At 31.4% G+C, this 26,192-nt stretch carries 35 protein-coding genes, 2 tRNA genes and 3 pseudogenes; 27 read left to right on the forward strand and 13 right to left on the reverse strand.

Annotated features, from left to right (window positions below; genetic code table 11):
- Nucleotides 1–758 precede the first annotated feature (758 nt).
- Nucleotides 759–974: a DUF1828 domain-containing protein gene (locus GRQ01_RS02305; protein WP_228892759.1), complete on the forward strand. Its 216-nt coding sequence runs from the start codon at nucleotides 759–761 to the stop codon at nucleotides 972–974.
- Between the two features lie 5 nt (nucleotides 975–979).
- Nucleotides 980–1,632: pseudogene (locus tag GRQ01_RS02310) on the forward strand (DNA/RNA non-specific endonuclease).
- Between the two features lie 645 nt (nucleotides 1,633–2,277).
- Here the strand turns inward: GRQ01_RS02310 and GRQ01_RS02315 are convergent.
- The gene (locus GRQ01_RS02315; RefSeq protein ID WP_158334242.1) at nucleotides 2,278–2,475 is read right to left on the reverse strand and encodes a hypothetical protein; all 198 of its coding nucleotides are present in this window, start codon (nucleotides 2,473–2,475) and stop codon (nucleotides 2,278–2,280) included.
- A 216-nt stretch (nucleotides 2,476–2,691) separates the two neighbouring features.
- On the opposite strand from GRQ01_RS02315, the gene GRQ01_RS02320 reads away from it, so the two are divergent.
- The 9 genes and pseudogenes from GRQ01_RS02320 to GRQ01_RS07755 all read left to right on the forward strand — a co-directional run bounded on the left by GRQ01_RS02320 (nucleotide 2,692) and on the right by GRQ01_RS07755 (nucleotide 6,062).
- Nucleotides 2,692–2,850 carry a hypothetical protein gene (locus tag GRQ01_RS02320; protein ID WP_193699209.1) on the forward strand — a complete coding sequence of 53 codons (159 nt, stop codon included), beginning with the start codon at nucleotides 2,692–2,694 and terminating at the stop codon, nucleotides 2,848–2,850.
- A gap of 33 nt (nucleotides 2,851–2,883) precedes the next feature.
- On the forward strand, nucleotides 2,884–3,270 hold the full coding sequence (locus tag GRQ01_RS02325; RefSeq protein ID WP_158334243.1) for a hypothetical protein: 387 nt from the start codon (nucleotides 2,884–2,886) through the stop codon (nucleotides 3,268–3,270).
- A gap of 9 nt (nucleotides 3,271–3,279) precedes the next feature.
- On the forward strand, nucleotides 3,280–3,630 hold the full coding sequence (locus GRQ01_RS02330) for a hypothetical protein (RefSeq protein WP_158334244.1): 351 nt from the start codon (nucleotides 3,280–3,282) through the stop codon (nucleotides 3,628–3,630).
- Nucleotides 3,608–4,066, forward strand: coding sequence for a DUF4043 family protein (locus GRQ01_RS02335; RefSeq protein ID WP_158334245.1), 459 nt, complete (start codon nucleotides 3,608–3,610; stop codon nucleotides 4,064–4,066). Before GRQ01_RS02330 ends, GRQ01_RS02335 begins: the two co-directional genes overlap by 23 nt.
- Before the next feature lie 5 nt (nucleotides 4,067–4,071).
- Nucleotides 4,072–4,671, forward strand: coding sequence for a hypothetical protein (locus GRQ01_RS02340; protein ID WP_158334246.1), 600 nt, complete (start codon nucleotides 4,072–4,074; stop codon nucleotides 4,669–4,671).
- 38 nt (nucleotides 4,672–4,709) lie between these two features.
- The gene (locus GRQ01_RS02345) at nucleotides 4,710–4,898 is read left to right on the forward strand and encodes a hypothetical protein (protein WP_158334247.1); all 189 of its coding nucleotides are present in this window, start codon (nucleotides 4,710–4,712) and stop codon (nucleotides 4,896–4,898) included.
- Nucleotides 4,899–4,909: 11 nt separating this feature from the next.
- Nucleotides 4,910–5,326: a hypothetical protein gene (locus GRQ01_RS02350; protein WP_158334248.1), complete on the forward strand. Its 417-nt coding sequence runs from the start codon at nucleotides 4,910–4,912 to the stop codon at nucleotides 5,324–5,326.
- A gap of 165 nt (nucleotides 5,327–5,491) precedes the next feature.
- Nucleotides 5,492–5,721 (forward strand): annotated as a pseudogene (locus GRQ01_RS02355) (type II toxin-antitoxin system HicA family toxin).
- Nucleotide 5,722: 1 nt separating this feature from the next.
- Nucleotides 5,723–6,062, forward strand: a pseudogene (locus tag GRQ01_RS07755) (type II toxin-antitoxin system HicB family antitoxin).
- 42 nt (nucleotides 6,063–6,104) lie between these two features.
- On the opposite strand, the gene GRQ01_RS02365 reads toward GRQ01_RS07755, so the two are convergent.
- The 6 genes from GRQ01_RS02365 to GRQ01_RS07740 form a co-directional block, all read right to left on the reverse strand.
- Complete coding sequence (locus GRQ01_RS02365; RefSeq protein WP_158334249.1) at nucleotides 6,105–6,833, reverse strand: PDDEXK family nuclease; 729 nt, start codon at nucleotides 6,831–6,833, stop codon at nucleotides 6,105–6,107.
- Nucleotides 6,834–7,024: 191 nt separating this feature from the next.
- Entirely contained in the window at nucleotides 7,025–7,588 is a 564-nt protein-coding gene (locus GRQ01_RS02370) for a hypothetical protein (protein WP_158334250.1), read from the reverse strand.
- Between the two features lie 17 nt (nucleotides 7,589–7,605).
- Nucleotides 7,606–8,010 carry an ATP-binding protein gene (locus GRQ01_RS02375; protein ID WP_203121159.1) on the reverse strand — a complete coding sequence of 135 codons (405 nt, stop codon included), beginning with the start codon at nucleotides 8,008–8,010 and terminating at the stop codon, nucleotides 7,606–7,608.
- Nucleotides 8,011–8,027: 17 nt separating this feature from the next.
- A complete protein-coding gene (locus tag GRQ01_RS07650) occupies nucleotides 8,028–8,348 on the reverse strand; it encodes a DNA cytosine methyltransferase (RefSeq protein ID WP_227656228.1) in 321 nt (106 codons plus the stop codon).
- Between the two features lie 208 nt (nucleotides 8,349–8,556).
- Nucleotides 8,557–8,955 carry a DNA cytosine methyltransferase gene (locus GRQ01_RS07655; protein WP_265331897.1) on the reverse strand — a complete coding sequence of 133 codons (399 nt, stop codon included), beginning with the start codon at nucleotides 8,953–8,955 and terminating at the stop codon, nucleotides 8,557–8,559.
- Nucleotides 8,894–9,076 carry a DNA cytosine methyltransferase gene (locus GRQ01_RS07740; protein WP_265331898.1) on the reverse strand — a complete coding sequence of 61 codons (183 nt, stop codon included), beginning with the start codon at nucleotides 9,074–9,076 and terminating at the stop codon, nucleotides 8,894–8,896. The genes GRQ01_RS07655 and GRQ01_RS07740 overlap by 62 nt, the downstream gene beginning before the upstream one ends.
- Before the next feature lie 571 nt (nucleotides 9,077–9,647).
- On the opposite strand from GRQ01_RS07740, the gene GRQ01_RS02385 reads away from it, so the two are divergent.
- The 5 genes from GRQ01_RS02385 to GRQ01_RS02405 all read left to right on the forward strand — a co-directional run bounded on the left by GRQ01_RS02385 (nucleotide 9,648) and on the right by GRQ01_RS02405 (nucleotide 11,779).
- Nucleotides 9,648–9,986: a MarR family transcriptional regulator gene (locus GRQ01_RS02385; RefSeq protein ID WP_193699210.1), complete on the forward strand. Its 339-nt coding sequence runs from the start codon at nucleotides 9,648–9,650 to the stop codon at nucleotides 9,984–9,986.
- Nucleotides 9,944–10,264, forward strand: coding sequence for a hypothetical protein (locus GRQ01_RS02390; RefSeq protein WP_158334253.1), 321 nt, complete (start codon nucleotides 9,944–9,946; stop codon nucleotides 10,262–10,264). The genes GRQ01_RS02385 and GRQ01_RS02390 overlap by 43 nt, the downstream gene beginning before the upstream one ends.
- The gene (locus tag GRQ01_RS02395; RefSeq protein WP_158334254.1) at nucleotides 10,257–10,583 is read left to right on the forward strand and encodes a hypothetical protein; all 327 of its coding nucleotides are present in this window, start codon (nucleotides 10,257–10,259) and stop codon (nucleotides 10,581–10,583) included. The genes GRQ01_RS02390 and GRQ01_RS02395 overlap by 8 nt, the downstream gene beginning before the upstream one ends.
- A 103-nt stretch (nucleotides 10,584–10,686) precedes the next feature.
- Entirely contained in the window at nucleotides 10,687–11,196 is a 510-nt protein-coding gene (locus GRQ01_RS02400) for a tyrosine-type recombinase/integrase (RefSeq protein WP_158334255.1), read from the forward strand.
- Between the two features lie 229 nt (nucleotides 11,197–11,425).
- Complete coding sequence (locus tag GRQ01_RS02405; RefSeq protein WP_228892765.1) at nucleotides 11,426–11,779, forward strand: tyrosine-type recombinase/integrase; 354 nt, start codon at nucleotides 11,426–11,428, stop codon at nucleotides 11,777–11,779.
- A 226-nt stretch (nucleotides 11,780–12,005) separates the two neighbouring features.
- On the opposite strand, the gene GRQ01_RS02410 is transcribed toward GRQ01_RS02405, so the two are convergent.
- Nucleotides 12,006–12,081 (reverse strand) — tRNA-Met (locus GRQ01_RS02410).
- Nucleotides 12,082–12,104: 23 nt separating this feature from the next.
- Nucleotides 12,105–12,179, reverse strand: a tRNA-Gln gene (locus GRQ01_RS02415).
- 94 nt (nucleotides 12,180–12,273) lie between these two features.
- On the opposite strand from GRQ01_RS02415, the gene GRQ01_RS02420 reads away from it, so the two are divergent.
- Genes GRQ01_RS02420 through lpxD form a run of 5 tightly spaced genes read left to right on the forward strand, consistent with a single transcriptional unit; the run spans nucleotide 12,274 to nucleotide 16,874 of the window.
- The gene (locus GRQ01_RS02420) at nucleotides 12,274–13,293 is read left to right on the forward strand and encodes a bifunctional 3,4-dihydroxy-2-butanone 4-phosphate synthase/GTP cyclohydrolase II (protein WP_158334257.1); all 1,020 of its coding nucleotides are present in this window, start codon (nucleotides 12,274–12,276) and stop codon (nucleotides 13,291–13,293) included.
- A 9-nt stretch (nucleotides 13,294–13,302) separates the two neighbouring features.
- Nucleotides 13,303–13,746, forward strand: coding sequence for a GatB/YqeY domain-containing protein (locus tag GRQ01_RS02425; RefSeq protein WP_158334258.1), 444 nt, complete (start codon nucleotides 13,303–13,305; stop codon nucleotides 13,744–13,746).
- Nucleotides 13,747–13,756: 10 nt separating this feature from the next.
- Nucleotides 13,757–15,457: an acetolactate synthase large subunit gene (locus GRQ01_RS02430; RefSeq protein ID WP_158334259.1), complete on the forward strand. Its 1,701-nt coding sequence runs from the start codon at nucleotides 13,757–13,759 to the stop codon at nucleotides 15,455–15,457.
- A complete protein-coding gene (gene ilvN, locus GRQ01_RS02435; protein WP_158334260.1) occupies nucleotides 15,454–15,918 on the forward strand; it encodes an acetolactate synthase small subunit in 465 nt (154 codons plus the stop codon). The genes GRQ01_RS02430 and ilvN overlap by 4 nt, the downstream gene beginning before the upstream one ends.
- Nucleotides 15,915–16,874 (forward strand): UDP-3-O-(3-hydroxymyristoyl)glucosamine N-acyltransferase, encoded by a 960-nt coding sequence (gene lpxD / locus GRQ01_RS02440; protein ID WP_158334261.1) that lies wholly within the window; start codon nucleotides 15,915–15,917, stop codon nucleotides 16,872–16,874. The genes ilvN and lpxD overlap by 4 nt, the downstream gene beginning before the upstream one ends.
- Here lpxD and queA read toward each other — a convergent pair.
- The 4 genes from queA to hemW are packed head-to-tail and all read right to left on the reverse strand — an operon-like array spanning nucleotide 16,869 to nucleotide 20,105.
- Nucleotides 16,869–17,894 carry a tRNA preQ1(34) S-adenosylmethionine ribosyltransferase-isomerase QueA gene (gene queA, locus GRQ01_RS02445; RefSeq protein ID WP_158334262.1) on the reverse strand — a complete coding sequence of 342 codons (1,026 nt, stop codon included), beginning with the start codon at nucleotides 17,892–17,894 and terminating at the stop codon, nucleotides 16,869–16,871. The two genes, lpxD and queA, sit on opposite strands and share 6 nt — an antisense overlap.
- A complete protein-coding gene (gene tatC / locus GRQ01_RS07660; RefSeq protein WP_158334263.1) occupies nucleotides 17,891–18,619 on the reverse strand; it encodes a twin-arginine translocase subunit TatC in 729 nt (242 codons plus the stop codon). Before tatC ends, queA begins: the two co-directional genes overlap by 4 nt.
- The gene (gene tatB, locus GRQ01_RS02450) at nucleotides 18,619–18,978 is read right to left on the reverse strand and encodes a Sec-independent protein translocase protein TatB (protein WP_158334264.1); all 360 of its coding nucleotides are present in this window, start codon (nucleotides 18,976–18,978) and stop codon (nucleotides 18,619–18,621) included. The genes tatC and tatB overlap by 1 nt, the downstream gene beginning before the upstream one ends.
- Before the next feature lie 59 nt (nucleotides 18,979–19,037).
- Complete coding sequence (gene hemW, locus GRQ01_RS02455; RefSeq protein ID WP_158334265.1) at nucleotides 19,038–20,105, reverse strand: radical SAM family heme chaperone HemW; 1,068 nt, start codon at nucleotides 20,103–20,105, stop codon at nucleotides 19,038–19,040.
- Between the two features lie 99 nt (nucleotides 20,106–20,204).
- On the opposite strand from hemW, the gene GRQ01_RS02460 reads away from it, so the two are divergent.
- Genes GRQ01_RS02460 through ligA form a run of 6 tightly spaced genes read left to right on the forward strand, consistent with a single transcriptional unit; the run spans nucleotide 20,205 to nucleotide 26,104 of the window.
- Entirely contained in the window at nucleotides 20,205–20,675 is a 471-nt protein-coding gene (locus GRQ01_RS02460) for an RNA pyrophosphohydrolase (RefSeq protein WP_203121139.1), read from the forward strand.
- Between the two features lie 2 nt (nucleotides 20,676–20,677).
- The gene (locus tag GRQ01_RS02465) at nucleotides 20,678–21,880 is read left to right on the forward strand and encodes an aspartate kinase (protein ID WP_158334266.1); all 1,203 of its coding nucleotides are present in this window, start codon (nucleotides 20,678–20,680) and stop codon (nucleotides 21,878–21,880) included.
- The gene (locus GRQ01_RS02470) at nucleotides 21,877–22,413 is read left to right on the forward strand and encodes a HobA family DNA replication regulator (RefSeq protein WP_158334267.1); all 537 of its coding nucleotides are present in this window, start codon (nucleotides 21,877–21,879) and stop codon (nucleotides 22,411–22,413) included. The genes GRQ01_RS02465 and GRQ01_RS02470 overlap by 4 nt, the downstream gene beginning before the upstream one ends.
- A 3-nt stretch (nucleotides 22,414–22,416) precedes the next feature.
- Nucleotides 22,417–23,016 carry a DNA polymerase III subunit delta' gene (locus tag GRQ01_RS02475; RefSeq protein WP_158334268.1) on the forward strand — a complete coding sequence of 200 codons (600 nt, stop codon included), beginning with the start codon at nucleotides 22,417–22,419 and terminating at the stop codon, nucleotides 23,014–23,016.
- Between the two features lies 1 nt (nucleotide 23,017).
- A complete protein-coding gene (folP, locus tag GRQ01_RS02480; protein WP_203121142.1) occupies nucleotides 23,018–24,160 on the forward strand; it encodes a dihydropteroate synthase in 1,143 nt (380 codons plus the stop codon).
- Nucleotides 24,161–26,104 (forward strand): NAD-dependent DNA ligase LigA, encoded by a 1,944-nt coding sequence (ligA, locus tag GRQ01_RS02485; protein ID WP_158334269.1) that lies wholly within the window; start codon nucleotides 24,161–24,163, stop codon nucleotides 26,102–26,104. It abuts the gene before it with no gap.
- Nucleotides 26,105–26,192 lie beyond the last annotated feature (88 nt).

A 26,192-nucleotide genomic window follows, 5' to 3' on the forward strand; every position in this document is an offset into this window, starting at 1 on the left:
AAAGGAGTAAAAAGCATATTGTGGTCCACTAATTTGTGCCATAGCACAAGAACTTAGTAAGGATATGGTAGCTAAGGATAGGGCTAGTTTTTTAGAATTTGGTTTTTTTGATTTTAAATTCTTTGAAGTTAAATTCTTTGATCTTAAATTATTTGTTTTTTTAAATCAGAGTATTTAGATTTTAAATACCCCCCCCCTCAGAATTTTCATTAGATGATAAAGGATTTTTTAAAAACAAAGCATGATTAGAAGATGAAGTGTTTTTAGACATTAATGTTCCTTTGAAGCATTCCCCCCCCAGAGAGTATTGCAAGCTTTCATAAGTGTTCCTTTAAAGTAAGATAAAATATAAAAAATAATTATGTAATGATAAAATATATTGTTTTAAAAGGAGGTTAAAATGTATAAGGGTTTAAGAGAATTTTGCATTTTAAAATAGGTCAATAAATTATTTAAAAATTTTAGTAAAGTCAATAATGAAGTCAATAAAAAATATTTCTAATTACAGAAAATCTAAGACAATTAAAATACTTTCTAAAGCTTAACACAAGTACATTTAAAGACAAGAAAGAAAGTTAAAACAAGCTAAAACTAAGATATCTGGTTGCGTTAAAAAAAGGAAAAACTCAGTGTTAGATAGAAAATTTAATGGACTCTTATTTTGACTATACCAAAACTAATTTTCATATAAGTAAAATAAATGATAATCTTTATGGAGTTATAACCCGATTTTTATATGCACAAAAAAAGATGATTGCATAAAGCTTAGTGATGGGAGTGAAACCTTAAGAATGTTATCATTAAGGGGTTTAGATTTTGACTCTGAAGAAAGATTAAAAGACTTACAAGCCATTTTTTATGATTTTAATATACAAAAACAAAATGATGATTTGTTTATTTTCTGTAAAGAAAATGAGCTTCAAGCAAGACAAGCTAATTTAATACAAGCATTTGTGTCTATAAATACAATATAATTAAAATGAAAAAACTTATAACACTATTATTAAGTACTTTAGCATTAGTCGATTATACTCAATATGAGCCTAGCAAAGATTTTGCTAGGTATTTTAGTGAAGAAAACTGTTCCCAGGTTTTAAATAAATTTTTTTATTTAAATTGTTACGATTATAAACTCAAGGGCACTAAAGCCGTAGCTTATAAATTAGAAACTAAAAACTTACAAGGTGACCAAATAAAAAACGCCCATGCTTTGAAGAAGACACAAGCATACCTAAAAAATACCGCAGCACATGGAGTGATTATAAAAACAGTGGTTATGATAGAGGACACACTGTTTCTAATGCTTCAATGAGAAAAACTACGCAAGCACAAAGAAGCACCTTTTTAATGAATAATATCACCCCGCAAAACCCTCAAATCAATCAAAGAGTTTGGAGCAAGATTGAAAAAAGAGAAAGACAAATAGCCTTAAAACTTGGAAGTTTGGAAGTTTTAAATTTGGTTAATTATGATCGTATTCCCCAAAGGATACAAAACAATATAGCCATTCCTAGTTCTTATATTAAAATACTAAAAACTGATAGTTTTAAAGAGTGCTATGAAGTTCCAAACCATGAAGTTGATGATGAGAGTATAAAAAATTATAAGTTTGATTGTGATAAAATACAATAGTTTTTTATAAAAAAGGATTTGTTATGCTAACTTTAAATTCTATAAACTTGTATGAAGAAATGCTAAAGTATGAATTTATATGGAGTAGTGTTAAAAATTCTAGTCTAAAAAATTCAAAGATTTGAAAATAATACAACAAGACCTTATCTCTGAAAAAGAAAAGGGAAAAATACAAAATTTTCTTTTAAAACTAGACAAAAAAGACTTTTCAATTTTAACACAACACAATTATCAATTCCCAAAAAATTTAAAAAACACCTATATAAAATTTCTTTATTATAAAGGTAATTTAGGAAGAATTATTAAAATTAGATAATAATTATCAAATATTTGATTGTTTTGATGTTAAAGATAATTTGATACCTGCACACAATAATGGCTGTAGAAACCCTAATGATTTAAAAGAAAAAATAGTATTTTATCCTCCGTATTTTTTAACGAAGCTATAGTCTTAATAGATGATGTATTAACAACAGGTGGACATTTTAAAGCTTGCAAGAATATACTATTAGAAAGGCTAGATCCAAACATAAACATAATTGGACTATTTTTAGCAAAAACTCAACATTATTATCAGTAGAATTTATTTCTTTATTAGTAATACAAGCAAGCTTTATGTTAGCTTATTTTAACAACAAGCTAACATTAATAATCATAAGGAACTCTTGTTCCATATTTTCCTGTATAAGGATTTCTGTTGCCTTTAGTAGTACAATTATCGTATGTAGTATCATTAGGATTGCTTCTATAATGCGGTTCAACGTAAGTACCGTCTTTCCTATAATACCCATTAACATACACATCAGCAAATGCACTAGTGCCTAAAATCCCTATTAAAAACATTAAAAAATTTCATTTAATGTTCCTTAAAAATATAAATTTTCATATTCCAAAACATTATTTTGTATTGGAAAATACATTATATCACAAGTATTTTTAAAAAAAATCTACATTTTTGGGATTATTTTTAAAAAGTTTAAAAAAATTTTAATAATTTACAGCACTATTTTTTAAAATTAAAAAAAGCTATATTTCATAAAAAATTTATAAGGAGAAAAAATGGCGAATGAAGCTTCGTATCAAAAACATTTTGATACAGCACAAGAATTAGCCCAGCTTGAGGTTATGCAAAAAGAGCTTGATCAAAGCAATGAGGCTATAAACTCAGAGTTTATAGAGGCTTTCATAGATGAAGTTGAACAAGACGAGGCCTTGTAAAATTTGTTTTTTGAAGACAAAAAAGGTTTTTTCATGCACTATGAAAGACTAAAAAAAGATTATATAAACTCTCAAATGGTTCCTAAGATGAAAAAAATTGAAGAGCTTAGAGCTATCATACAGGATAAAGAAAGAGGGGGAAGGGTTTTTGCTATCAAGCAAGAATTTCAAAACAAACACCCTCAAATTAGCTTACAGGCTTTGGAAGATTTTTATATTAATGATCTTAGCAAAAGAAAACAAGATGAACTTGCAAATATGGAACCTATGGAAGGTTTAACGAGGCTTTTAGAATTTTTTATGAAAGAAAATAATATAGAAAAACCTTCTTTGCCTCAAAAATATAATTCTGTTTATGCAGATGAGAGTATGAGTTTAAATGATGTAAGAAATCATGATTTACCTATGAATAGATACTAAGGAGAGAAAATGGCATTAGATATTTCGGATGAAAGACTTAGTCGCTGGGCAAGCGATCCACTTGTTTGTGTTGATATAGCAAATGATATAGAAAAATCTTATTTTAAAGAAAATCGCTTTTTGATTTTAGCGGGGCAAAAAAAGAGCAGAGGCATAATCACTAGGGTGATCAATGATCTTTCACCTTACAGCAGAGAAAAAATTAAAACAGGGCTTACTGGAAAAGGCGTAAGCGGTAATACTAATTTTGAATCAAATAGAGACACTCTTAATTTTTTAACCCATCAAATAGAGCCTGTTACTAAGGGCAATTCTTTGCAAAGTGAAAACTTAGCTTATGAAAAAACTAAGGGGGATTGATTATATTAGAGAGGCAAGCGATAGTTTGCAAGACTGGATGAGTGATTTGGTACAAAAAATGATGGCAGCAACCTTAGTAAATGATCTAACCAATGTAGTCATAGCCGATAAAACTAAAGGTTTTAAAGACAGTGCTAAAAGTGGGACTAAGGTAAAAGACTATGTAAAAACCGAGCTTAAAAAAGGAGATGTTTTAAGTGTAAAAACCATAAAACATGCCATATCTATGGCTAAAAACGGAAGAACTTATGATAGTACAAGTGGTTTTATCACTAAGCCTTTAGAGGTTAAAGTGGTTAATGAAGGTGGGTTTGAGTATAAAGATGAAGTCTATGTGCTTTTTATCAACTCTTTACAAGTAGAACAATTAAAAAATGATCCTGAATGGAAAGAAGCGCAAAAAATGGATAAAAGAGGGCAATGCTTTTATAAATGAGGCCAGTGAGTATTTTAAGAAAAAAATATGAAGAAGATTCTAAATTAGGCAAGTTTTTTGATAAATTTAGTAAGCTTTTTACTATGAAAAATCTAAGAGAAGCCCAGGGCAAACTTTTTAATCTTTTAAGAAGTTTTGATCAAGGAGCGATAATTTTATCTGAGATTGCTAAAAATAACGCTAAAGCGGGTGAGAAATTAAAACAAATTTTTAATTATTCTACCCAAAATTTAAAGGCTGAACTTTCAAGATTAGATCTTAATAAAGCTGAAATTAGCGATATTTTAAGAAGCTATGAAAGAGGAATTCTTAATGATTACGCTAGGATGGAGAAAGTTTTAAATTCTATTTATAAAAATGAAAAAATAAAACTTGATCCTAGGGTGTATGAAAATTTAAAAATAAAACTTATGGAGGAAAATTTAAAAGGAGCAGAAATTGATGAGTTCTTAAAAGAATTAAAAAATTCTTTATTTAGCCAAGAATTAAATTTTAAACAACTCAATAATGCGAAAAAATTTTTAAACTCTATGTTCAATCAAAGTCAAAATTATGGTTCTTATTTGAAAGGCCTTTTATCCAATCAGCTTAAAAAAACGCTATAGATGAAGGTATAGAGAAAATTTTTGCTAAAAATCCTAGCATGGCTGAAAAAGCAAATAGACTTTATAAACAAACTTTACAAGATTATGGCATTTTAAAAGAGCTTCAAAAAATGGATTTTTTCAAAACCGCAAAAGATCCCCAAGTAAGTGTAAAAGAAGTCGCTGACAGCATACTAAACGCCTCTAAATCTCAAAATGATGTTTTAGAAAATTTAGTGCTAAGTTAGATGTTAAAAATATGGCTAGAATGGAGTTAAATATACTTCAAGAGGTATTTAATCAATTGCTTTATAAAAATGATAATCTTGAAGTGTTAAATAGCAAAGAATTTTTTAAAAGATTAGAAAATGCTTCTTTTCACTCCAAAGAAGCTAAGGATTTTATCAATATCATCAAGAATTTCGATAGGGTTTTTGGCAATGATGCGAACGTGGCTTCAAAAATAGGCGGATATAAAGGTGTGAGACTTGGAAACGGCTTTGCTACAAGCTTAGAAGGCGCGTATGACTACCAAAGAACGAAATTATTACTTAATAATATCATAAGAAATTTACCTAATCCTTTTGGAATGATGGATGATATTATAGGCCAAGCTGCATTAAGATTTCATATACTTAATGTGCTTAAAAAAGCTATACTAGTGATGATTTTGTAAATTTAATGCAAGATGATATTAAAAAAATGCGTTTTACTTCAGAATCAAGATTAGCACTTGAGGAGTTTTTGAAAAAATTTAAAGAACTCAAAAAAGAGCTTTCATAGCTTAACAAAGTCTTGAAACTTTTATAAAGACTTGCTTTAATCATTTAAAGGAAATAAAATGAGTGCTAAAGAAAAGTTGATTAAGCATTTGAAAAATAATCCTAAAATGTAGATTTTTCTGTGCTTAAAAACTTGCTTATTAATCATGGATATGAGTGTTTTAATAAGGGTGGGTCGCATTATCAATTTAGAAAAAAAGAATGTGAACTCATCACCATACCTTTTAAACGCCCTATAAAAATCATTTATGTTAAAATGGTTTTAAAAGCCTTAGAAGAGGAGGAGTAAAATGAAAGACTTAGAATATTATTTAAATTTACCTTATGAGATTATAGTTAAAAAATTAAGTGCCCAAGATGGAGGAGGGTATTTTGCAAGCTATAAAGATTTTCCTTATATCATGGGGGATGGAGAAAATGAGATAGAGGCTTTAAAAGATGTTAAAGAAGCTTTTAAAGGGCTATTTTGCTTACCTTAGAAAAGGGTGATTGTATAAAAGAACCTCAAAATTATGATGAAAAATACAAATTAATATAAGTTTTTCTAAGACTTTATTAGAAAAAATTGATAAAATTAGTGATAATAGAAGCAAGTTTTTACAAGATTTAGCCATGAGGGCTTTAAATTGAATAGCTTAGTGATAAATCAAGCTTAAAAATAAGAATTTTGCTTTATTCTTGCATTTGATCAATTTCTTTAAGTATTTTTAAAATTCTTGCACTTTCTTGTTCTTCATCCATGTATTCTTTATAAGCATTGTAAGATTGTTCTATTAACTCATCATAGGTTAGTAATCTGATTCTTTTAGCCTTAAGTGCATCTTGATCTTCTTTTTTCTTGTTTAAATCCTGCCAATCTCTTGGTAGTTTGCCGCATATAAAAATGCATTCAATTATTTCATTTTCTTTATTAATTAATTTTAACTTATCTTTTAAAGCCATTTTATATGTATCTAATTGACTTATAATTTCTGGCAATGTTATATTCACGCTAGTTCTTTTAAGTTCAATGATAAGGTGTTCTCCTGCCGTTTTTCTATAATGAATATCTATTCTGCCTTTTTTTATTTTATCGGACTCTTTTTCTGCTTGAACTTGGATTACTTCTTCCATTTGTGCATTTTGAGTACCTCTTTCCCATGAAGGATCAAGTAGCCATAAATTATCAAATATATGTTCTTGTAAAATCCTTTCTTTTTCATTATTTTGGATTTTTTCTTTTAAAGATTGTATGATTTTTAATTTTTGGCTAATTATGGTATAATAAACCCCTACTTCAATATCTTTATAACTATTAAAGATCTCTAAAAAAGTCTCTAAATTATCGTTATTTATTTGGTTTAATGAGTGTAAGGCATGACGCATTTTCATGTTTTCAAATGCTAAAATTCCTTGTTTCATAAGGGTTATTTTATCTTTTTCTTCTTTTGCGATTTGGTTGATTTTTCCAAATAATTTATCTGCTTGTTTTTTTAAATTTTTATCTAAGCTATCATACCATTTTTTAATAGGTTGGTATTGTTGTGCTTCTTTTACTCCTATTTCTTCTTTAAATTTTTGTCTTTCATGGCTGATAATACTGAGTTGTTTTTTTAAAAATCTTTTAAAAGAATGTATCTTTGATCATCTTCTTTGAGTTTTTGGCTATTAGACGTAGCTATGTCATCTAAAAAATCCTCATCTAAAAAATCAGCATGAATTTCGCCTATTAAAAATTTTGTATACAATCCTCCAATTCTAAATTCTGATAATATATCTTCTTGAGCAACTTTTCCTCTTACAAGAATAGAAATTTTATTTAAATTTTCATTTCCATTATCTTCTTGTAATAATCCAGATTCTTGAGTATTGCCTATCCATCCGTTAATTAAGTAATCATTATTTATATTATTTTGAAGCATTTTAGAACTTATGTTTTCTTTGCATAAAGTCAAAAATTTCTTACTTTTCTCTCCAAAATACCAAATAAAATCTAATTTTTTAAAATAATTTCTTTCTTCTAATCCAATTTCTTGTCCATTTACAATAACTTTAAAGGTGATATTATCTATAATCGAGAAGCGTCTTGCTAAATTCATTCTAATATTATCATATCTGATGCGTTCTCTTTTTAAATTTTCTAAAATTATAATAGTTCCTTGATCTTGTATTTGCATGGGTAATTGAGTATTATCTAGTGCGATGGGCTCATATATTTTTTTTCACTGATTGCTTTTTTAATATCTTCAAGATCCATAATAAAAGCATTGCTTGATTGATTTGTTTTTTTACTAATAACAGTAATTTTATTAGCGATTGAAAATAAAGATAGTTTGCCTATTCCTTTTCTACCCATAACTTTTCTGCCATTTGGAGTTTGAGTAAAACTATCATCTCTTTTTTTATAGCCAACATATAAGAATTTTTTATTAATGTCCTCTTCATTCATCCCAAAACCGTTGTCTATGATTTCTATTTTATGAGTATTATAAATGTTCATTTTAACTTCTGTTGCATCTGCATCCCAAGAATTAGCAACAATTTCTGATAATACAGAGGGTAGGTTACTGTATAAATTAATTCCTAAATGTTCGATTATTTAAACTAATTTTCATTTTATATGCCATCAATATCTTTTAAATGCTTTTTAATACTCAATCCTATTATTTGACCTAGTTTTGGTGGGACTGCATTTCCAATATGTCTTGAAATAACTGAAGTTTTTATCCCAATATTCTCATCAATAAAATCATAATGAGTGGGAAAAGTTTGTAACAAACTTGCTTCTTTTAAGCTTATAGCACGGTTTTGTTCAGGATGACCAAATCTACCATTTCCTAAAGAAGTGCAAAAAGTAGTCAGAGTCGGTGAAGGTTCATCCCATTTCATTCTTGCATATACGCTACCAAAATCTTTACCCGATTTTTTTGATGGCATTTTAGCATTAAATGTTTAGGCCAATCCTTCCAAGTTCCGCCATTTTTAGGGGTAGCTTTAATCCTTTCTAAGTTTAAACTTGATAAGGCTTTAGCAATATGTAGTGCATCTGTTTTACACTGTTCTCCTGCTTTTATTTTGGGTAAAAAAGCAATAGTATCTTTTACCGTAATGTAATTTTGCTTGCAATGGGTTTTTTCTATAATGTCTATATTTTGATTTTAGAAGCTAATAAAACCAGTCTTTTTCTGTTTTGCGGTATGCCATAATCAGGACAAAAGATGATTTTATAATTTATAAAATAGCCTTGTTGTTTTAAGCTATCAATAAAGTTTTCAAATATAGGATATTTGATTAAATCAGGCACATTTTCCATACTGATTATTTCAGGTTGGACTTCGCTTATTAGTCTAAGAAATTCATCAAGTAAAGTCCATTTTTCATCGTTTTTGTTATTTTTACCTTTAGTGTATTTAGAAAAGGTTTGACAAGGTGCACATCCTACTAAAATCTTGTATTTTGTATCCCCAAAATGTTCTTTGATTTCATTTGGGGAAAATGGCTTTAATGTTTTTTTGTATAAACTTAGCCTTGATATTTTTTTCATAAGCATATTTGCAAGTTTTATCCAAATCATACCCAGCTATGATTTTTAATCCAGCTTGTTTTAGTCCATAGCTTAATCCGCCTACGTAACAAAATAAGTCAATCACACTATTTTCTTTCATATAAAAAACACTTTGTCTTTATTTCTAAAATTATATAATTAATTTTTAACAAGACACTTAAATTTTTTTAATTTAATCAAATATTTTTCAAGGTGGTTGAATACTGTTGTTAAAATGCTTTTATGTATTTTGTCTTTATTCTGTAGCCTCGCCCCACAAATAATTTTTTAATCAAAACATTTTAAATAAAATCATTTTTTTAATATGCAAATAAAGAAAAAAATGCAAATTTTATAGTTGTTTTGACATTGATTTTTAATTTTTAATAATTTTTGCCAATTTTGTCATTTATTTTAAACTATTTTTTTGCACTAATAAAAAAATAGTTTAAGACTTTTTGCATGGTATTTTAATAAATAATTAAAATTACTTAAAATATTCTTATATTATTAATCGTAGTATTTATTAACACTACGAACAAGATCGTTTAAATGAAGCTTCTAGCTCTATATGAGTGAGTTCTTTTTACTTATCATTGTCGATTAAAAATACTTAAGAAAGATAGATTATGAGCAATTTAAATGTGGCAATGGCGCCCGCTTTTATAAGATATTCAAAAGATTTAAGTCCTATGGAAAAACTTATTTGGATTGAACTAAGTGTTAATATCAATGAAGATGGATATTGCAAAGCTAGTCTTAATGACTTTGCAAAAGTCTTTTATGTTAGTAAAAACATTATTTCAAGAGCCATTAATAAGCTTAAAAAATTGGACTTAATCGATATTGAAGAAAACTCGGGCAGAAAAAGAAAATTTTTAATTAAGGGGTTTAATAAGCATAATTTAGCCTCTGAAGGTTTTAATACATCTAAGAGTCATGATCAAGATTTAAAAAGCTTGACGAAAAATTGTGGAAAGAATGGCTCATGCATCATAAGTGTAAGACTAAAAAAGACTACACAAAAATAGCCTTAAAAAGACTTGCAACAAGAATGCAAAAATTTTTTGATCAAGGAGTTGATGTTAATGATTTGATTAAAAAGGCCATAGAAAACAATTGGACGAGATTTTTGTTTTTAAAACAAGCAAATAAAGCAAACGAAGATCTTATTAAATTAATCAAAAATCATGGATTTTATCTTAGTGATGTTATTAAAGCCCCTAAACGCAAATTAAAAGTTGCCAATCAATTTATAGAAGTTTTTTGTGAAAACGGAAAGCCGAAACTTAGGAGAGTAAATGAGTAATTTTGCAAGTTTTATTGATGATTGTTTACAGCGTTCATCTTATTCAGGTTTTGAGCTTGATTTGCTTGAAAGGCTTGTGAACTCCTTGCCCAAAAGATGGTTTAAAGATTTTATCCAAGATGTTTACCTTGATAAATTAAATCTCAGCGGTTTTGGAAAAAGTCAATTTTCTTTACCAAGTATAAGAAAATATGTAGATTTTTTCTTTAAAAAAGAGGCTAAATATAAAGCCTTAAAAACTGTAAAAGAATATAAACAAAACCCTATGAGTTTGGATGAAAACATTAAAAAACTTATCGAAAAAAAACATACAAATTAATGGTGAGGGTCAATATTTGATTTCTGAACTTGAGGATTATTTTTATAATCAAATTACAAGTTGTGTTAAAGAATTAATTTAGGAATACAAAATAGGAGAAATTATGGTAAAATCTAAAACCGATTTTATGTGCTCTAATTTTTTAGAGGATGTAAAAATGAGTAAAAAAATTTATACTGTGAGAAATGATATCTTGTATATGGATGTACAACTAAACAATAAGCGTTATCGTTTTAGTACAGGAAAAAAGGCTAGTTTATCTAATATTGATTGGCTTTGTAAAAATATAAATCAAGTCATCATTGAGCATGAAGAATTAAAAAGCCGTCCAAAATTTTGTGAAAAAAATAAAAACTATCTTTATGATTTTGCTATGCAATCTTTTGAAAGAAATATGAATTCTAGAAGAGAGTTTACCACTATGGAATATGAGGCTATGTTTTTAAAACATATTTATCCATATTTTAAAAATAAATTAATGGAGGATATTAAGCCTGTAGACATTGCTTGGTGGCAAAGTGAGCTAGTTAATCAAGGACTTAGTTCTAAAAGAGTTAGAAATATAAGAATTGTCTTATCGTTTTTATACAACGAGGCTATAAGACTTAATTAACATCTTTGACGCATAATCCTTGCACTTTGACTGGCAAAATTCCTAATGCAAACAAAAGAAAAGATAAAATTAAACCTTTTAATTTAGATGAAGTTAAAAGGATTTTGTCTAAAAGCGATGAAGAGTTTAGACAAATGCTAATAATTTTATTTTTCACAGGCTTAAGAACGGGCGAAATCTTAGAAGAGGTACAATAACTCTAACAAAAACCGAAAATTCAGATAGGGTTATTGATCTTATCGAGCCTGTAGTAAATGCATTTAAGTTTTTGAAATTAAATTATAAAAAACACGATGAGTTTATTTTTGTTAATTCTAAAAATGAAATTTTTTATGATAGGAGCTTTTTTGCTAAAAAGTTTAAAAAAATCGTAAGAAAAGCAGGAATTACAGGAAATAGGTTGTTTTACTGGACGAGGCATTCTTTTGCTTCTATCATGATAGCTGAAAAAATGAACATCAATTGGATAGCCAAAATGATGGGACATTCTTCAGCCGCTATAACTTTAGAAAAATATAGTAGATATGTAGAAAGCAAAAATAATGATTTAGATAGCTTTGCTAAGAAAATATTAGTTTCTTAGTAAACTATACTCTTAAGGTAATGCATTTCTTTGTCGCACTTAAAAAATGCGTGCGACAAAGAAATCTAGGCATTTTAAAAGCATTTTTTTGACACATCCGAACTTGTGTCAAAAAGTCTTAAAACACGTAATATAGGGTATTAACTAGCTTTTTAAGCTTTAAAACCGTGTCAGAATTTGGTATGTTTTAAAATACTTAATCAAAGCTAAAACTACTATTTTACCATGGTTGCGAAGGGGAGATTTGAACTCCCGACCTTCGGGTTATGAGCCCGACGAGCTAACCACTGCTCTACTCCGCGTTGTGAAAGAATGATGTAAGTTGTGGATGGGGTAAAGGGATTCGAACCCCTGGATGACAGGACCAAAACCTGTTGCCTTACCGCTTGGCGATACCCCAGTGTATATATTTTTAAAATTGTGATTATAATGAATTTTAATCTATTTGTCAAGCAGTTTTGGCTATAATTTGAAAAATTTGTCAAGGAAAAATAATGAAATTTGTCAGCGTAGAACAAGCGATAAAAGATTTGCAAGCGGGAAAAATGCTTGTCATGGTAGATGCAGAAGATAGGGAAAATGAGGGGGATTTGATTTTTGCTGCACAATTTAGCACTCAAGAAAAAGTTAATTTCATGATAAAAGAAGCGCGCGGGGTGGTTTGTGTGGCCTTGGATGAGAGTTTAGCGAAAAAATTTGAACTTCCTTTAATGGTAGCTAAGAATACTTCTAATCACGAAACCGCCTTTACTATCACTGTGGATGCGAAAAATGCTACAACGGGTGTTAGTGCCTATGAGAGGAATATGACTATAAGGATTTTTGCTAATGAAGATGCGCAGGTGGGGGATTTTGTCCGTCCAGGACATATTAATCCTTTAATCGCAAAAAAGGGCGGGGTTTTAGAACGCACAGGGCATACTGAAGGGGCTGTTGATTTATGCAAATTGGCTGGTTTGAAAGAGGCTTGTGTGATTTGTGAGATCGTAAAAGATGATGGAGATATGGCAAGAAGAGGGGATTTGGAAAATTTTTGTCAAAAGCATGGTTTAAATATGATAGCTTTAAGTGATCTTATAGAGTATCGTTTAAAGCATGAAAGTTTGATCAAGCTTGAGGCAAAAAGTGAGAGTATTTTAGCTGGGTTTAAGGCGCAAAAATTTATTTTTAGCGATCATAATCAAACTCAGCATATTGCTTTTTGCTTTAAAGATATAAAAAAATGCGAAAATGTGAAATTTCACATTAGTGGGAGTGATTTTGAGCTTTTGACTTCAGATAAATTTTCTAGACTTTTAGATCAGATTCGTTTTCTTAGTAAAGAAGGAGGAGTGATAGTGTTCATGCAAGGAGAAAAATCAAGTGTTACTCAGTATAAAAACTATGGTATAGGAGCACAAATTTTAAGGTATCTTGGCATAGAAGAAATCAAGCTTTTATCACAAAGTTGCGATAAAGATTATATAGGATTGAAAGGTTTTGGTTTAAACCTTAAAACTTGTAGTTTTACATAAGGAGAAAAAATGGAATTAAAAGAAAGAATTTTAAATGATATTAAAGAAGCTATGAAGCAAAAAGAAGATTTTAAAAGGGATAGTTTGAGGACTTTAAATGCGGCTTTAAAGCAAATAGAGATTGATGAGAGGATTAAGCTTGATGATGAGAGAATTTGTAAGATTATAGTCAGTGAGATTAAAAAGCGTCAAGATGCAAGTGAGCTTTATGTTAAAGCAGGCAGAGAGGATTTAGCCCATAAGGAACAAAAAGAAATAGAGCTTTTTCAAGCTTATTTGCCTGAGCCTTTAAGCGATGAGGAATTAAGAGAGTCTTTAAAGAGAATAATAGAAAGCTTAGGCGTGAGTTCTTTAAAAGATCAGGGTTTGGTTATGAAAGAGGCTAAGAAGGAATTGGGTTTTAAAGTAGAGGGGAAGAGATTGAATTTAATGCTTAAAGAGCTTTTAAAATAATGGAGTTTATATGAGAGAATTAAATGGATCAGCAATGATTTGTGAGGCTTTGAAAGAAGAGAATGTTAAGATAGTTTTTGGTTATCCTGGTGGGGCTGCTTTAAATATCTATGATGAGATTTATAATCAAAAGTATTTTAAGCATATTTTGGTGCGTCATGAGCAAGCGGCCTTGCACGCTGCGGATGCTTATGCAAGGATGAGCGGAGAAGTAGGGGTGGCTATAGTGACTAGTGGGCCTGGTTTTACTAATACTATCACGGGTTTGGCTAGTGCTTATAGTGATTCTATTCCTTTGGTGTTGATTTCAGGACAGGTGGCGAATTCGCTTATTGGGACTGATGCCTTTCAAGAGATTGATGCGGTGGGGATTTCAAGGCCTTGTGTAAAGCATAATTATTTAGTAACTTGTATAGAGGAATTGCCGCGTATTTTAAAAGAAGCGTTTTATATAGCAAAAACAGGCAGGCCTGGGCCTGTGCATATTGACGTGCCAAAGGATGTGAGCGCGACTTTGGGTGCTTGGGAATATCCTAAGCAAATTTCTATGAAAACTTATAAGCCTGTGTATAAGGGCAATTCTAAGCAGATTAAAAAATTTGCTGAACTTTTAAAAGAGGCTAAAAGGCCTTTGTTTTATTTAGGGGGCGGGTGTGTAAGTGCTAATGCTAGTGAGTATGTTAGAGAGCTTGTTAGCTTGACAAAAATTCCTGTGGTTGAGACTTTAATGGCACTTGGGACTTTAAGGAGTGATGATGCTTTAAATCTTAAAATGGCGGGAATGCATGGAAGCTACAGTGCTAATATGGCTTTGAGTGAGTGTGATTTACTCGTGAGTATAGGGGCTAGGTTTGATGATAGGATCACAGGAAAAACAAGCGAATTTGCTAAACACGCAACCATCATTCATGTAGATATAGATCCTAGTTCTATTTCTAAGATTATCCGTGCGCATTATCCTATAGTAGGAGATGTTAAAGAAGTGCTTAAGGAGCTTTTAGAAGAGCTTAAAAAGGAGGAATTTCATGCAGATTTTAGCCAGTGGCATGAGACTTTAAGGCGTTATAATGAGCTTTATCCGCTTTGCTATGAGGATAGTAATGAGGTTTTAAAACCTCAGTGGGTGATACAAGAGTGTGCAAGGCTTGCCCCTGAAGCAAGGATTATTACTGATGTGGGGCAGCATCAAATGTGGGTGGCACAGTTTTATCCTTTTAATTACCCAAGGCAGCTTGCTACAAGCGGTGGGCAAGGAAGCATGGGGTATTCTTTGCCTGCGGCTTTGGGCGCAAAGCTTGCAGTGGGGGATGAAGTGGTGGTTAATTTTGTAGGAGATGGATCGATTTTGATGAATATCCAAGAGCTTATGACTGCTTATGAGTATGGTATAAAAACTATAAATATTATTTTAAACAATGCTTTTTTAGGTATGGTAAGACAGTGGCAAAGTATGTTTTATAAAGATCATTTTTCAGAAACGGATTTAAGCTTGCAAGCAGATTTTGTAAAAATAGCACAGGGTTTTGGCTGTGAAGGCTATCAAATTTCTACAAAAGAGGAATTTAGCAAGGCCTTTAATGAGGCTTTAAAAAGCGATAAAAGTTCTCTTTTAAATGTACTTATAGATCGCTTTGAGGATGTTTTGCCTATGGTGCCTGCAGGAGGAGCTATTTATAATATGATATTACCTAAGGCAAAGGATAAGCAATGAGAAGAGTTTTATCTGTGATTGTGCTAAATGAGCATGGGGTTTTATCGCGTATAGTAGGGCTTTTTTCAGGAAGAGGGTATAATATAGACTCGCTTACTGTAGCACCTTTGGAAAATAAAGAATTTTCGCGTATTAATATAGTCACTTCAGGTAATGAAAGGACTTTTGAGCAAATTGTTAAGCAGCTTCACAAACTCATTCCTACTTATAAGGTTATAGAGAGTGAGGAATTTATCGATAAGGAAATGGCTTTGGTTCAAATTCCTTTGAATGAAAATTTAGGCGGGCTTGATGCTGTTTTGAAAGCTTATAATGGTACTATTGCAAATAGCAATGAGAATTTTTTATTTTTAATGGTTGCTGATGATGCTAATCGTATTGATAATTTTTTAAAAACGATTAAAAAATACAATCCTAGCGATATTGTTCGGAGTGGATCTGTTTTGATGGAGATTAAATGAAATTAAGCGAAATTGTAGAATTTTTAGGTTTAGAATATCAAGGCGAAGATATGGAAATTACAGCTTTGAATTCTTTATTAAGAGCGAATTTTACCGAGCTTACTTATTGTGAGGGTGAAAAACATGTCAAAGATATAGCTAATACAGGTGCTGGTGCGATTTTAGTAAATAAAGAGTATGAAAATTTAGTGCCTAAAGATACTAAGGCTTTAATCGCACAAAGCCCGCATTTAAGCTTTGCTTTTTTAAGTAAGCTTTTTGCTAAGCCTTTATTTAGCAATGCTAAGGAAAAAACGCAAAATATCGCTAAAAGTGCGAAAATCATGCCAAATGTCTATATAGGGGATAATGTAAGCATAGGTGAAAATGTAGTGATCATGGCAGGAGCTTATATAGGAGATAATGTAAGTATAGGTGATGAAAGCATTATCCATCCTAATGTTGTGATCTATAATGATAGTAAAATCGGTAAAAAATGTCATTTGCTTGCAAACTGTGTTATAGGCAGCGATGGTTTTGGCTATGCACATAATAAAAATGGGGAGCATTATAAGATTTATCACAATGGTAATGTAGTTTTAGAAGATTTTGTCGAAGTGGGTGCTTGTACAACTATAGATAGGGCGGTGTTTGATAGTACTGTGATTAAAGCAGGGACTAAGGTGGATAATCTTGTGCAAATTGGACATAATTGCAATATAGGGCAAAATTGCATTATAGTGGCTCAAACGGGAATTTCAGGATCAAGTGAACTAGGACGCAATGTGGTCATGGGAGGACAGAGTGCGACTAGTGGGCATTTGAAAATAGGGGATTTTACCACTGTAGCAGCACGGGGTGGAGTGAGTAAAAACTTAGAAGGGGGAAGAGTTTATGGAGGTTTTCCCATCATGCTTCAAAAAGACTGGCTGAAGCTTCAAGCTAAAATAGCTTTGAGTTTTAAAACTAAATCATAAAATCAGCATAGCATCCCCATAGGAATAAAAACGGTATTTTTCTTTTATAGCAAGTTCGTAAAGCTTTAAACACTGTTTCCTTCCTATGAAAGCTGAAACTAGCATTATAAGAGTGGATTTAGGCAAATGAAAATTGGTCAAAAGATAATTTTGCCTTAAAGGCGGATTTTTAGGATGTAAAAACAGATCGCAAAAGCCTTTATTTTGTTTTGTTCTTACGTAGTATTCTATGCTTCTTGTGACTGTGGTGCCTATGCCTAAAATAGCTTGATTAGAATCAATGATCTTACAAGCGTTTTTAGGGATGTGAAAGAATTCGCTGTGCATTTTGTGATCTTGTATGTTTTGACATTCTACGCTTTTAAAGGTTCCTGCACCTACATGTAGGGTTAAGTGATAAAAATCGTGTTTTTTGCTGAGTTTTTCAAGCATATTTTGACTAAAATGCAAGCTTGCTGTGGGTGCGGCTATGGCTCCTGGGTTTTTTGCAAAAATGCTTTGATAGTCTTTTAAATCACTGTTTTGGTCTTTTCTTTTGATATAGGGTGGTAGGGGTATGTGGCCTATTTGATCTAAGAGATTGTAAAGTTGTGCGGTATTTAAAATTTCATCATTTTGAAAAAAACGCACTATGCGAAGGCCATTGTCTAAAAGTTCTGTGATTTGTGCTTTTAGGTTTTGTTTGAAGTATAAAATATCATCTTTTTTCACACGCCCTTTAATTTGTACTAAAAAAAGCAAGCTTTTTGTATCTATAAAGGGTTGGTGGAGTAAAAGTTCTGTTTTAGCTCCGCTTTGTTTTGTGCCATAAATTCTTGCTTTGATGACTTTAGTATCGTTAAAAAATAAGGCACAATCGGGTAGAAAATCTTGCAAGTTTTTAAAAGTAGTATGAAAGATTTGAGAATTTTTGCGATTGAAAACTAAGAGTTTAGCTTCTTCTTTAGGATGTATGGGGTAAGTGGCTATGTATTCTTGTGGCAAGGTATAATCATAGCTTGAAAGAAGAAGGTCTTTCATGGATTGGTTTCTTTGTTGGATTTGGTTTTTTCAACGATTAAGATAGAAAGTCCATAAAGCGCACAAAGAGGCCCTGCCATTAAAAATTGGGATAGGATATCAGGTGGGGTCATGAAGGCTGAAAAAATAAAGATGATTAAAATGGCTATACGAAAGTGTTGTTTTAAAAAATTATCATCAATGAGTCCTATTTTAGCAAGAAAGAAGGCAAGAACAGGCATTTCAAAGGCTAGGCCAAAGGCTATTACAACTTTGGTAAAAAAATCAACATAAGCACCTATGGTGATGACGGGATTAAAATCTTCATGCAAACCAAAATTGATAAGGAATTTAAAAGCTAAAGGCACGACAATAAAATAACAAAAGCAAGTTCCTAAGGCAAACATAATGCTTGCAAAGCTTACAAAAGGTACGATGAGGCGTTTTTCATTCTCATAAAGCCCTGGGGCTATGAATTTCCAAAACTGCCAAAAGATCACAGGTAAAGAGAAAATAAAAGCTGCAAAAAAACTGACTTTTATAGCTGTAAATAAAGCCTCTTGAACTTCTATGACGTTGATTTGCTTGGAAACTTCGGGTAAAACTTCTATAAGAGGAGCTTTTAAAATATCTAAAATAGGGCTTCTAAAAGTAAAGCATAAGATAAACATCACTACTACGCAGGCTACGCTTATGAAAAGGCGTTTTCTTAATTCTATTAAATGGGGTTTTAATTCTTCAAACATTATTTTTCCATAGGATTTTGTATTTTTGTGTCTTTAGGATCAGAGTTTGTGTGATGATGTGTGCTTGAGTTGGCTTTTGTTTTTTCTAAGATGTCTCTTTTAAGATCATCAAATTCTTCAAAGCTGAGTTTTTTGCGTATGTTTTCATTAGCACTTGAAAATTCGTCTTTGTATTTTTTAGCTTCTTCTTTGAGATCGTTTATGCGAATTTCTTTTTCTATGCTTGATTTAGCATCGTCTATATTGCGTTTTATGGCTTTTAAAATTTTGGCTATTTGTACTATGGCTTGAGGAAGTTTTTCAGGCCCTAAAACCAAAATAGCTACGATTAAAATCACGATAATTTCACTAAAACTCATTATTTAGCACTCTTTAATTTGGTATTTTTAAGAAAACATTTTACTTAAAAAAGTTAAATTTAAGATGAGAGATATAAAGCAAGTTCATCGCTTAGAAGAAAATTGGGGTTAAAATATCTTTGGTTTTTATAAAATATCTTTTTCTCTTTAAGTAAGGTTTTTATTTTTTCTTTTTGTAAAGCGTCAAGTTTATTTTCATCAATGCCTATGATGCTTCTAAGCCCTAAGAATAAATGTTCTAAATTCAAATCTTTATGGCTTAAATTTTCTATACTTCTAAAAATAGGGTTTTGGATGTAAACTTGTAAGCTTTTAGTCGTGTAAAAACGCTTGTTTTTATAAAACCCCACTGCACTAAGGCCACAGGCTAGATGGTTTTTTGCTTGCCAATAAGCAAGATTGTGTTTGCATATATAAGAGGGGGTTTTGGCAAAATTACTGATTTCGTATTGAAAAAAACCTGCTTGTATGAGTTCTTTAATGAAAAATTTCATTAAATTGGGTGCATTTTTTTTAAAATGTTTTTTATTAGCAAAGGCAGTGTGAGGTTCTAAGCTTAGATTATAAGCACTTAGATGTGTGATTAGGGGTTTGATTTGCTCTAGATGTGAGAGTTCAAATTCAAGCATTTTTTTATTGTCTAAACAAGTATCATAGATAAGATCGATATTAATGTTTGAAAATCCTGCTTTGTGCGCCTTTTCTAGGACTTTAAAGATCATGTTTTGATCATGGATTCTTCCAAGGAAATGAAGCTTTTGAGGATGAAAACTTTGAACTCCAAAGGAAATGCGGTTGATACCTAAATTTTTCATGGCTTTAAGCCAGTTTAAACTCGTTGAATTGGGGTTTGCTTCGCATGAAATTTCTGCATTAGGACTTAGATAAGGATTTAAGAGTTTGAAAATGGGTTCGTAATGATGGGCTTGGACGCAGCTTGGGGTTCCACCTCCTATAAATAAAGTTTTAATTTGCTTTTCTAGGATGTGAAAGTGCTTTAAATGAAAATCAATGTCTTTTTGTAAGGCTTGAAAATAAGCTTTTTCATAATTTTTATTTTTCAAGCTTGTAAAAGCACAGTAATGGCATTTGCTTTGGCAAAATGGAATATGGATATAAAAATGCATTAAAACCCTATAAAGAATAATTTATAAATTTGAAATATTTTAATGAAAATTTGATTTGATTTAGGTTAAAATAAAGCGTTAAAATCAAGGAAAAATATTGTGCAAAAGAAGAAAAATTATAGACTCAATGTTGCAGCTATTATTTTATCTAGTTCCTATCCTTTAGAATGTAAAATTTTTATAGCTAAAAGAAATGATATGTATAATATTTGGCAATTTCCACAAGGGGGCATTGATAAGGGCGAAAGTATTGTTAAGGCTTTATTACGAGAGCTAAAAGAAGAAATAGGCACTGATGAGGTAGAGATTATCGCTGAGTATCCTGAGTGGTTGAGTTATAATTTTCCTGTTAAGATTGCAAAAAAAATGTATCCTTATGATGGACAGATTCAAAAGTATTTTTTAGTGCGTTTAAAACAGGGTGCTAAAATCAATATCCGTACTAAGCATCCTGAATTTGATGATTATCAATTTGTAAGTGTTGAACAAATTTTTGAAATGATTAATCATTTCAAAAAAAATATTTATATAAAAGTGATTAAATATTTTGAAGAGAAAGGTTATATCTAAAGATGCTTATAGTTCAAAAATATGGTGGGACAAGCGTTGGAACCCTTGATCGCATAGAAGCGGTGGCTAATAGAGTCATCCAAAGCGTAAAAGAAGGCAATAAAGTCGTTGTTGTCGTATCTGCAATGAGTGGAGTAACCAATACTCTTATAGAACAAGCTCAATATTTTAGTAAAAATCCTAATGCTAAGGATATGGATATGCTTTTAAGTAGTGGAGAGCGCGTGAGTAGTGCTTTATTATCTATAGCCTTAAATGAAAAGGGATATTTGGCTGTGTCTTTTTCTGGGAGGAAAGCGGGTATTGTTACTGATAGTATGTTTACAAAAGCAAGGATTCATTATATTGATACGAAAGCGATAAAAACAGAGCTTCAAAAGGGCAAAATTGTCGTTATAGCAGGTTTTCAAGGAGTTGATGAACAAGGGGATGTGACGACTTTAGGGCGTGGGGGAAGTGATCTTAGTGCTGTGGCACTTGCTGGGGCTTTGGATGCGGATTTGTGTGAAATTTATACTGATGTTGATGGGGTTTATACAACTGATCCTAGGATTGAGCCTAAGGCAAAAAAATTGGATAAAATTTCTTATGAAGAGATGTTAGAGCTTGCAAGTTTGGGTGCTAAAGTCTTGCAAAATCGTTCTGTAGAGCTTGCAAAAAAATTAAATGTTAATTTAGTCACTCGAAGCAGTTTTAATAATAATGAAGGTACAATGATAACAAAGGAAGATGGAATGGAACAAGCTTTAGTTAGTGGGATTGCTTTGGATAAAAATCAAGCAAGAGTAACTTTAAGAAATGTTGAAGACAGACCTGGCATTGCGGCTGAAATTTTTGCTGTATTAGCAAGTGAGAATATCAATGTGGATATGATCATACAAAATGTCGGTGTAGATGGGGCTACGAATTTGGGCTTTACGGTTCCTCAAAATGAGTTAGATTTGGCTAAAAATGCCATGCAAAAAATTTTAAATTCTAAAACAACTATAGAAAGCGATAATGCTGTGGTAAAAGTATCCATAGTAGGTGTGGGGATGAAATCACATTCAGGTGTCGCTGCTAAGGCTTTTAAGGCTTTAGCAGATGAGGGGATTAATATAGGAATGATTTCTACTAGTGAAATTAAAATTTCTATGATAGTTCATGAAAAGTATGGGGAATTAGCAGTTAGGGCATTGCATGAGTGCTATGGGCTTGATAAATGAGTGATTTTTTAAGCTTTACTCTTGAGAGTATACGCAATGGCGGGACTTTTATGGCTTGGATGGAGTCGCGTCGTTTAGAATGGGCGCCTTTAATGGCAGCAAGGCTTAGGTATCTTTTAGAAGGCTATACTTTTGTTTTGCTTTGTGATGAGCAAAGATCTTGGTATGAAGAGTATTTTTTAAAAAATATCAATGCTAAGGCTACTCGTCCTATGCTTCCTTTTGTGTCTTTAAATGCTTTGTGCAAGAAAAAGATCCAAAGTAGTGAAGATATAGCTTTGCTTAATGATTTGCTTGATGTGTTATTTCCTAAGGGCTATGTGTATTTTTATATAGGTAATGCCACAGATCCTAAATCCTTGATCGCTAAGTCAAAGGATGATAGTTTATTATGGCTTTTTGATGAGCAATTGCAAGATAGCTTTTATCTTAATTCTAAAGATAAACATTTAGATATCAAACTCATTAGTTTGTATGAGCTTTTTGATGTGAGTTTGGATGCGATTTTGTTTTCTAAAGTGCAATTAGGGTGAATTTTGTTTATTAGTAAGATTATTATTAGTGAAGATTTTGAAGGCATTAAAGAAGAAATGATTGAAAGTTTTGGCAGAAATCGTTTAAGGTTTTTCATGCCCCAAAATGAATTTTTACTTGAAGATGCAAGAGGGGTTGAAAAAGAAAGCTATATAGCCGAAACAGAAGAAAAAATCATCGTTTTAATGGCACATTCTTTTAGGATTGAAGCACAAAATTTTTTGCTTAAGCTTCTTGAAGAACCTCCAAAAAATATTAAATTCCTTTTGGTTGTGCCTTCTAAAAATTCGCTTTTGCCCACTGTGAAATCTAGGCTTATTTGCGAAAAAAGAAAATTTAAAAAAGAATCTAATAGCCTTGATTTGGATTTAAAAAAAATGGATTTAAAGATGCTTTTTGATTTTGTACAAGAAAATGAGAATTTAGATAAAAATGAGCTTAGAGATAAGATTGCTTTATTGGCTAAAGAATGCGTTAAATACAAAGATTTTAACGTTGAAGAGCTTGAGTTTTTTTATGAAAGCTATGAACTTGCTAGGCTTAATTCTAAAGGCGGGGTGCTTTTAGCCACGCTTTTATTAAATTATTATTTAAAGAAATAAAGTGAAATTTTTTAAGCTTAATTCTCATACTGATTTTAATTTGCTTTGTTCTTTAATCAGTCCTCATCAAATAGGGCAAAAGATCATGGCACAAAAAGAAAAAATCCATTTTGTTTTTATTAAAGACCTTTCTACGCCTGGGGCTAATATTTTAAAACAAGATGCTTTAAGAGTAGGTGCAGAGCTTGTCACACATAAAGAAGTCATTAGTGCTAAGATTACGCATTCTAATGCTTTATTAATGGCGACAAAAGAACAAATGCAAAAACTTATAGCTAAAGAAAAGCTTCAAGATTTTGGGCTTAAAGCCTTGGCTTCTTTTTTACAAAAGGACTTCTTAAAACCTCAAAAAGCACAATTAATGGCGGTTATGAATATCAATGAAGACAGTTTTAATCCAAAAAGTCGCGTGAGTGAGTATGAATTTGAAGCAAGGCTTAATGAAATTTTGGCTTTAAATCCTGAGTATATTGATATAGGAGCGGTTAGTTCAAGGCCTGGGAGTGAGTATTGTGGCAAGCAAGAGGAGTTTAAAAGGCTTAAAAATGTGCTTGATAGGATTTATGAAAAACATTACTATGAAAAAGCTATTTTTAGTTTGGATAGTTTTGATGAGTATTGTTTAGAATATGCTTTAAATAAAGGCTTTAAACTTATTAATGATATAAGCAGTTTAAGAAATGAAAATTTGGCTAAGCTTGCAAGCAAGTATGAAGCAAAATACTGTTTAATGCACATGCAAAACAATCCTAGCAATATGCAAGATAACCCTTATTATGAGGATGTGCTTGATCAAATGAGTGAGTTTTTCAAAACTAAGCTTGAGCTTTTAGAGCAATATGGGGTTAAAGAAAGTATTTTAGATGTGGGCATAGGTTTTGGAAAAAGTGCTGAGCATAATATGATTTTAATCAAGCATTTAGAACATTTTTTACAATTTAATAAACCCTTGCTTATAGGAGCGAGTCGTAAAAGTGTGATTAATGCGTATTTTCAAAGTGAGATTAAGGATCGTTTGGCAGGGACTTTGTATTTGCATTTAAAGGCTTTTGAAAATGGGGCTAGTATTTTAAGGGTGCATGATTTATACGAGCACAAACAGCTTTTTGCTTTAGTGCAAGCTATGGATAAAATAGGAGTTTAAATGACAAAAGAGCAATACTTAGAAAAAGTGGCTTTGGCGAATTTGTGGATGAGGGCGTATTATGAAAAAGATGAACCTTTAGCAAGCGATGAAGAATATGATGCTTTAATCAGAGAATTAAGGGCTTTTGAAAGGGAAAATGAAAATGAGATTGCCAAAGACTCTCCCACGCAAAAAGTCGCGCCTACTATACAGAGTGAGTTTAAAAAACTCTCACATTTAAAGCCTATGTGGTCTATGGAGGATGTTTTTAATGAGGCTGAGTTAAGAGCATGGGTGAAACGTATTAAAAATGAAAAAAATTTTTTTATAGAACCTAAATTTGATGGGGCAAGTTTAAATTTGCTTTATGAAGAGGGGAGATTAATTAGTGGAACTACAAGGGGTGATGGTCAAGTGGGTGAGGATATCACGCTTAATGTTTTTGAAATCAATAGCATTCCTAAAAATATTTCCTATAAAGAAAGGATAGAAATTCGCGGTGAGGTGGTTATTTTAAAAGAAGATTTTGAAAAAATCAATCAAAAAAGAGCACGTTTAAACCAAAGTTTGTTTGCTAATCCTCGCAATGCTGCAAGTGGGAGTTTAAGACAGCTTGATACAAGCATTACAAGGGATAGGAATTTGAAATTTTATCCTTGGGGTATAGGGGAGAATAGTTTAAATTTTACTACCCATAGTCAAGCCATGGGTTTTATTAGAGAGCTTGGTTTTTTAAAGGATGATTTTATCAAGGTTTGCAAGGATGTGGATGAAGTTTTAAAAGCTTATGAAGAGCTTTTAGCTTTAAGAGAAAAAAAGCCCATGATGATGGATGGAATGGTGGTAAGAGTTGATGATCTTGGGCTTTGTGATGAGCTTGGTTATACAGTAAAATTTCCAAAGTTTATGGTGGCTTTTAAATTCCCTGCACTTGAAAAAACCACGCGTTTAATAGGTGTGAATTTACAAGTAGGAAGAAGTGGAGTTGTCACGCCTGTGGCGATTTTAGAAGCGGTGAATTTAGATGGGGTTGTAATAAGATCAGCAAGCTTGCATAATTTTGATGAAATTGCAAGATTGGATGTGAGGATTAATGATTTTGTAAGTGTGATAAGAAGTGGGGATGTGATACCTAAGATCACTAAGGTCTTTAAAGATCGTCGTGATGGCTTGGAATTGAGCATTATGCGTCCTAAGCTTTGTCCTACTTGTCAAAGTGAGCTTTTAGATGAGGGCACTTTAATAAAATGCCAGAATATAGACTGTAAAGATAGGCTTGTTAATTCTATGATCCATTTTGTTTCTAAAAAATGCTTAAATATAGACGGGCTTGGTGAAAATATAGTAGAGCTTTTGTATCAAAATAAAAAAATCACCACGCTTGAAAGCGTTTTTCATTTAAAATCCAGTGATTTTGAGGGTTTAGAAGGCTTTAAAGAAAAAAAAATTAATAATCTTTTAAAGGCTATTGAGAATGCAAAAGAATGTGAGCTTTTTCGTTTTATCACGGCTTTGGGTATTGAGCATATTGGTGAAGTTGCTGCTAAGAAATTAAGCATGAGCTTTGGCTTGCAATGGCACAAGCAAGATTTTCAAGCTTATATGAATTTAGAAGGTTTTGGAGAACAGATGGCTTTGAGTCTTTGTGAGTTTACGCGGGTTAATCGCATAAGGATTGATGAGTTTTATAAACTTTTAAATTTAAAAGTAGAAAAAACAAAGATACAAGATAATAGTGCGATTTTTGGGAAAAGCTTTGTGATTACGGGTACGCTTTCACAGCCTAGAGAAGAATTTAAAGCTTTGATAGAAAGCCTTGGAGGCAAGTTAAGTGCTTCAGTTTCTAAAAAAACAGATTATGTGCTTTTTGGTCAAGAAGCAGGATCAAAGCTTAGCAAAGCTAGGGAGCTTGGTGTTGTATGTATAGATGAGAATGCTTTTAATGAACTTATTAAAAAATAGTGATTTTTGGTTTTATTGAGTTTTTTTGCTTTTTTGGGATTTTGTTTTTATGGTTTAGGAAGGTATTATAAAAGTATTCTAAGGGCTT

Source organism: Campylobacter bilis, assembly GCF_016806695.1.
Classification (GTDB): domain Bacteria; phylum Campylobacterota; class Campylobacteria; order Campylobacterales; family Campylobacteraceae; genus Campylobacter_D; species Campylobacter_D bilis.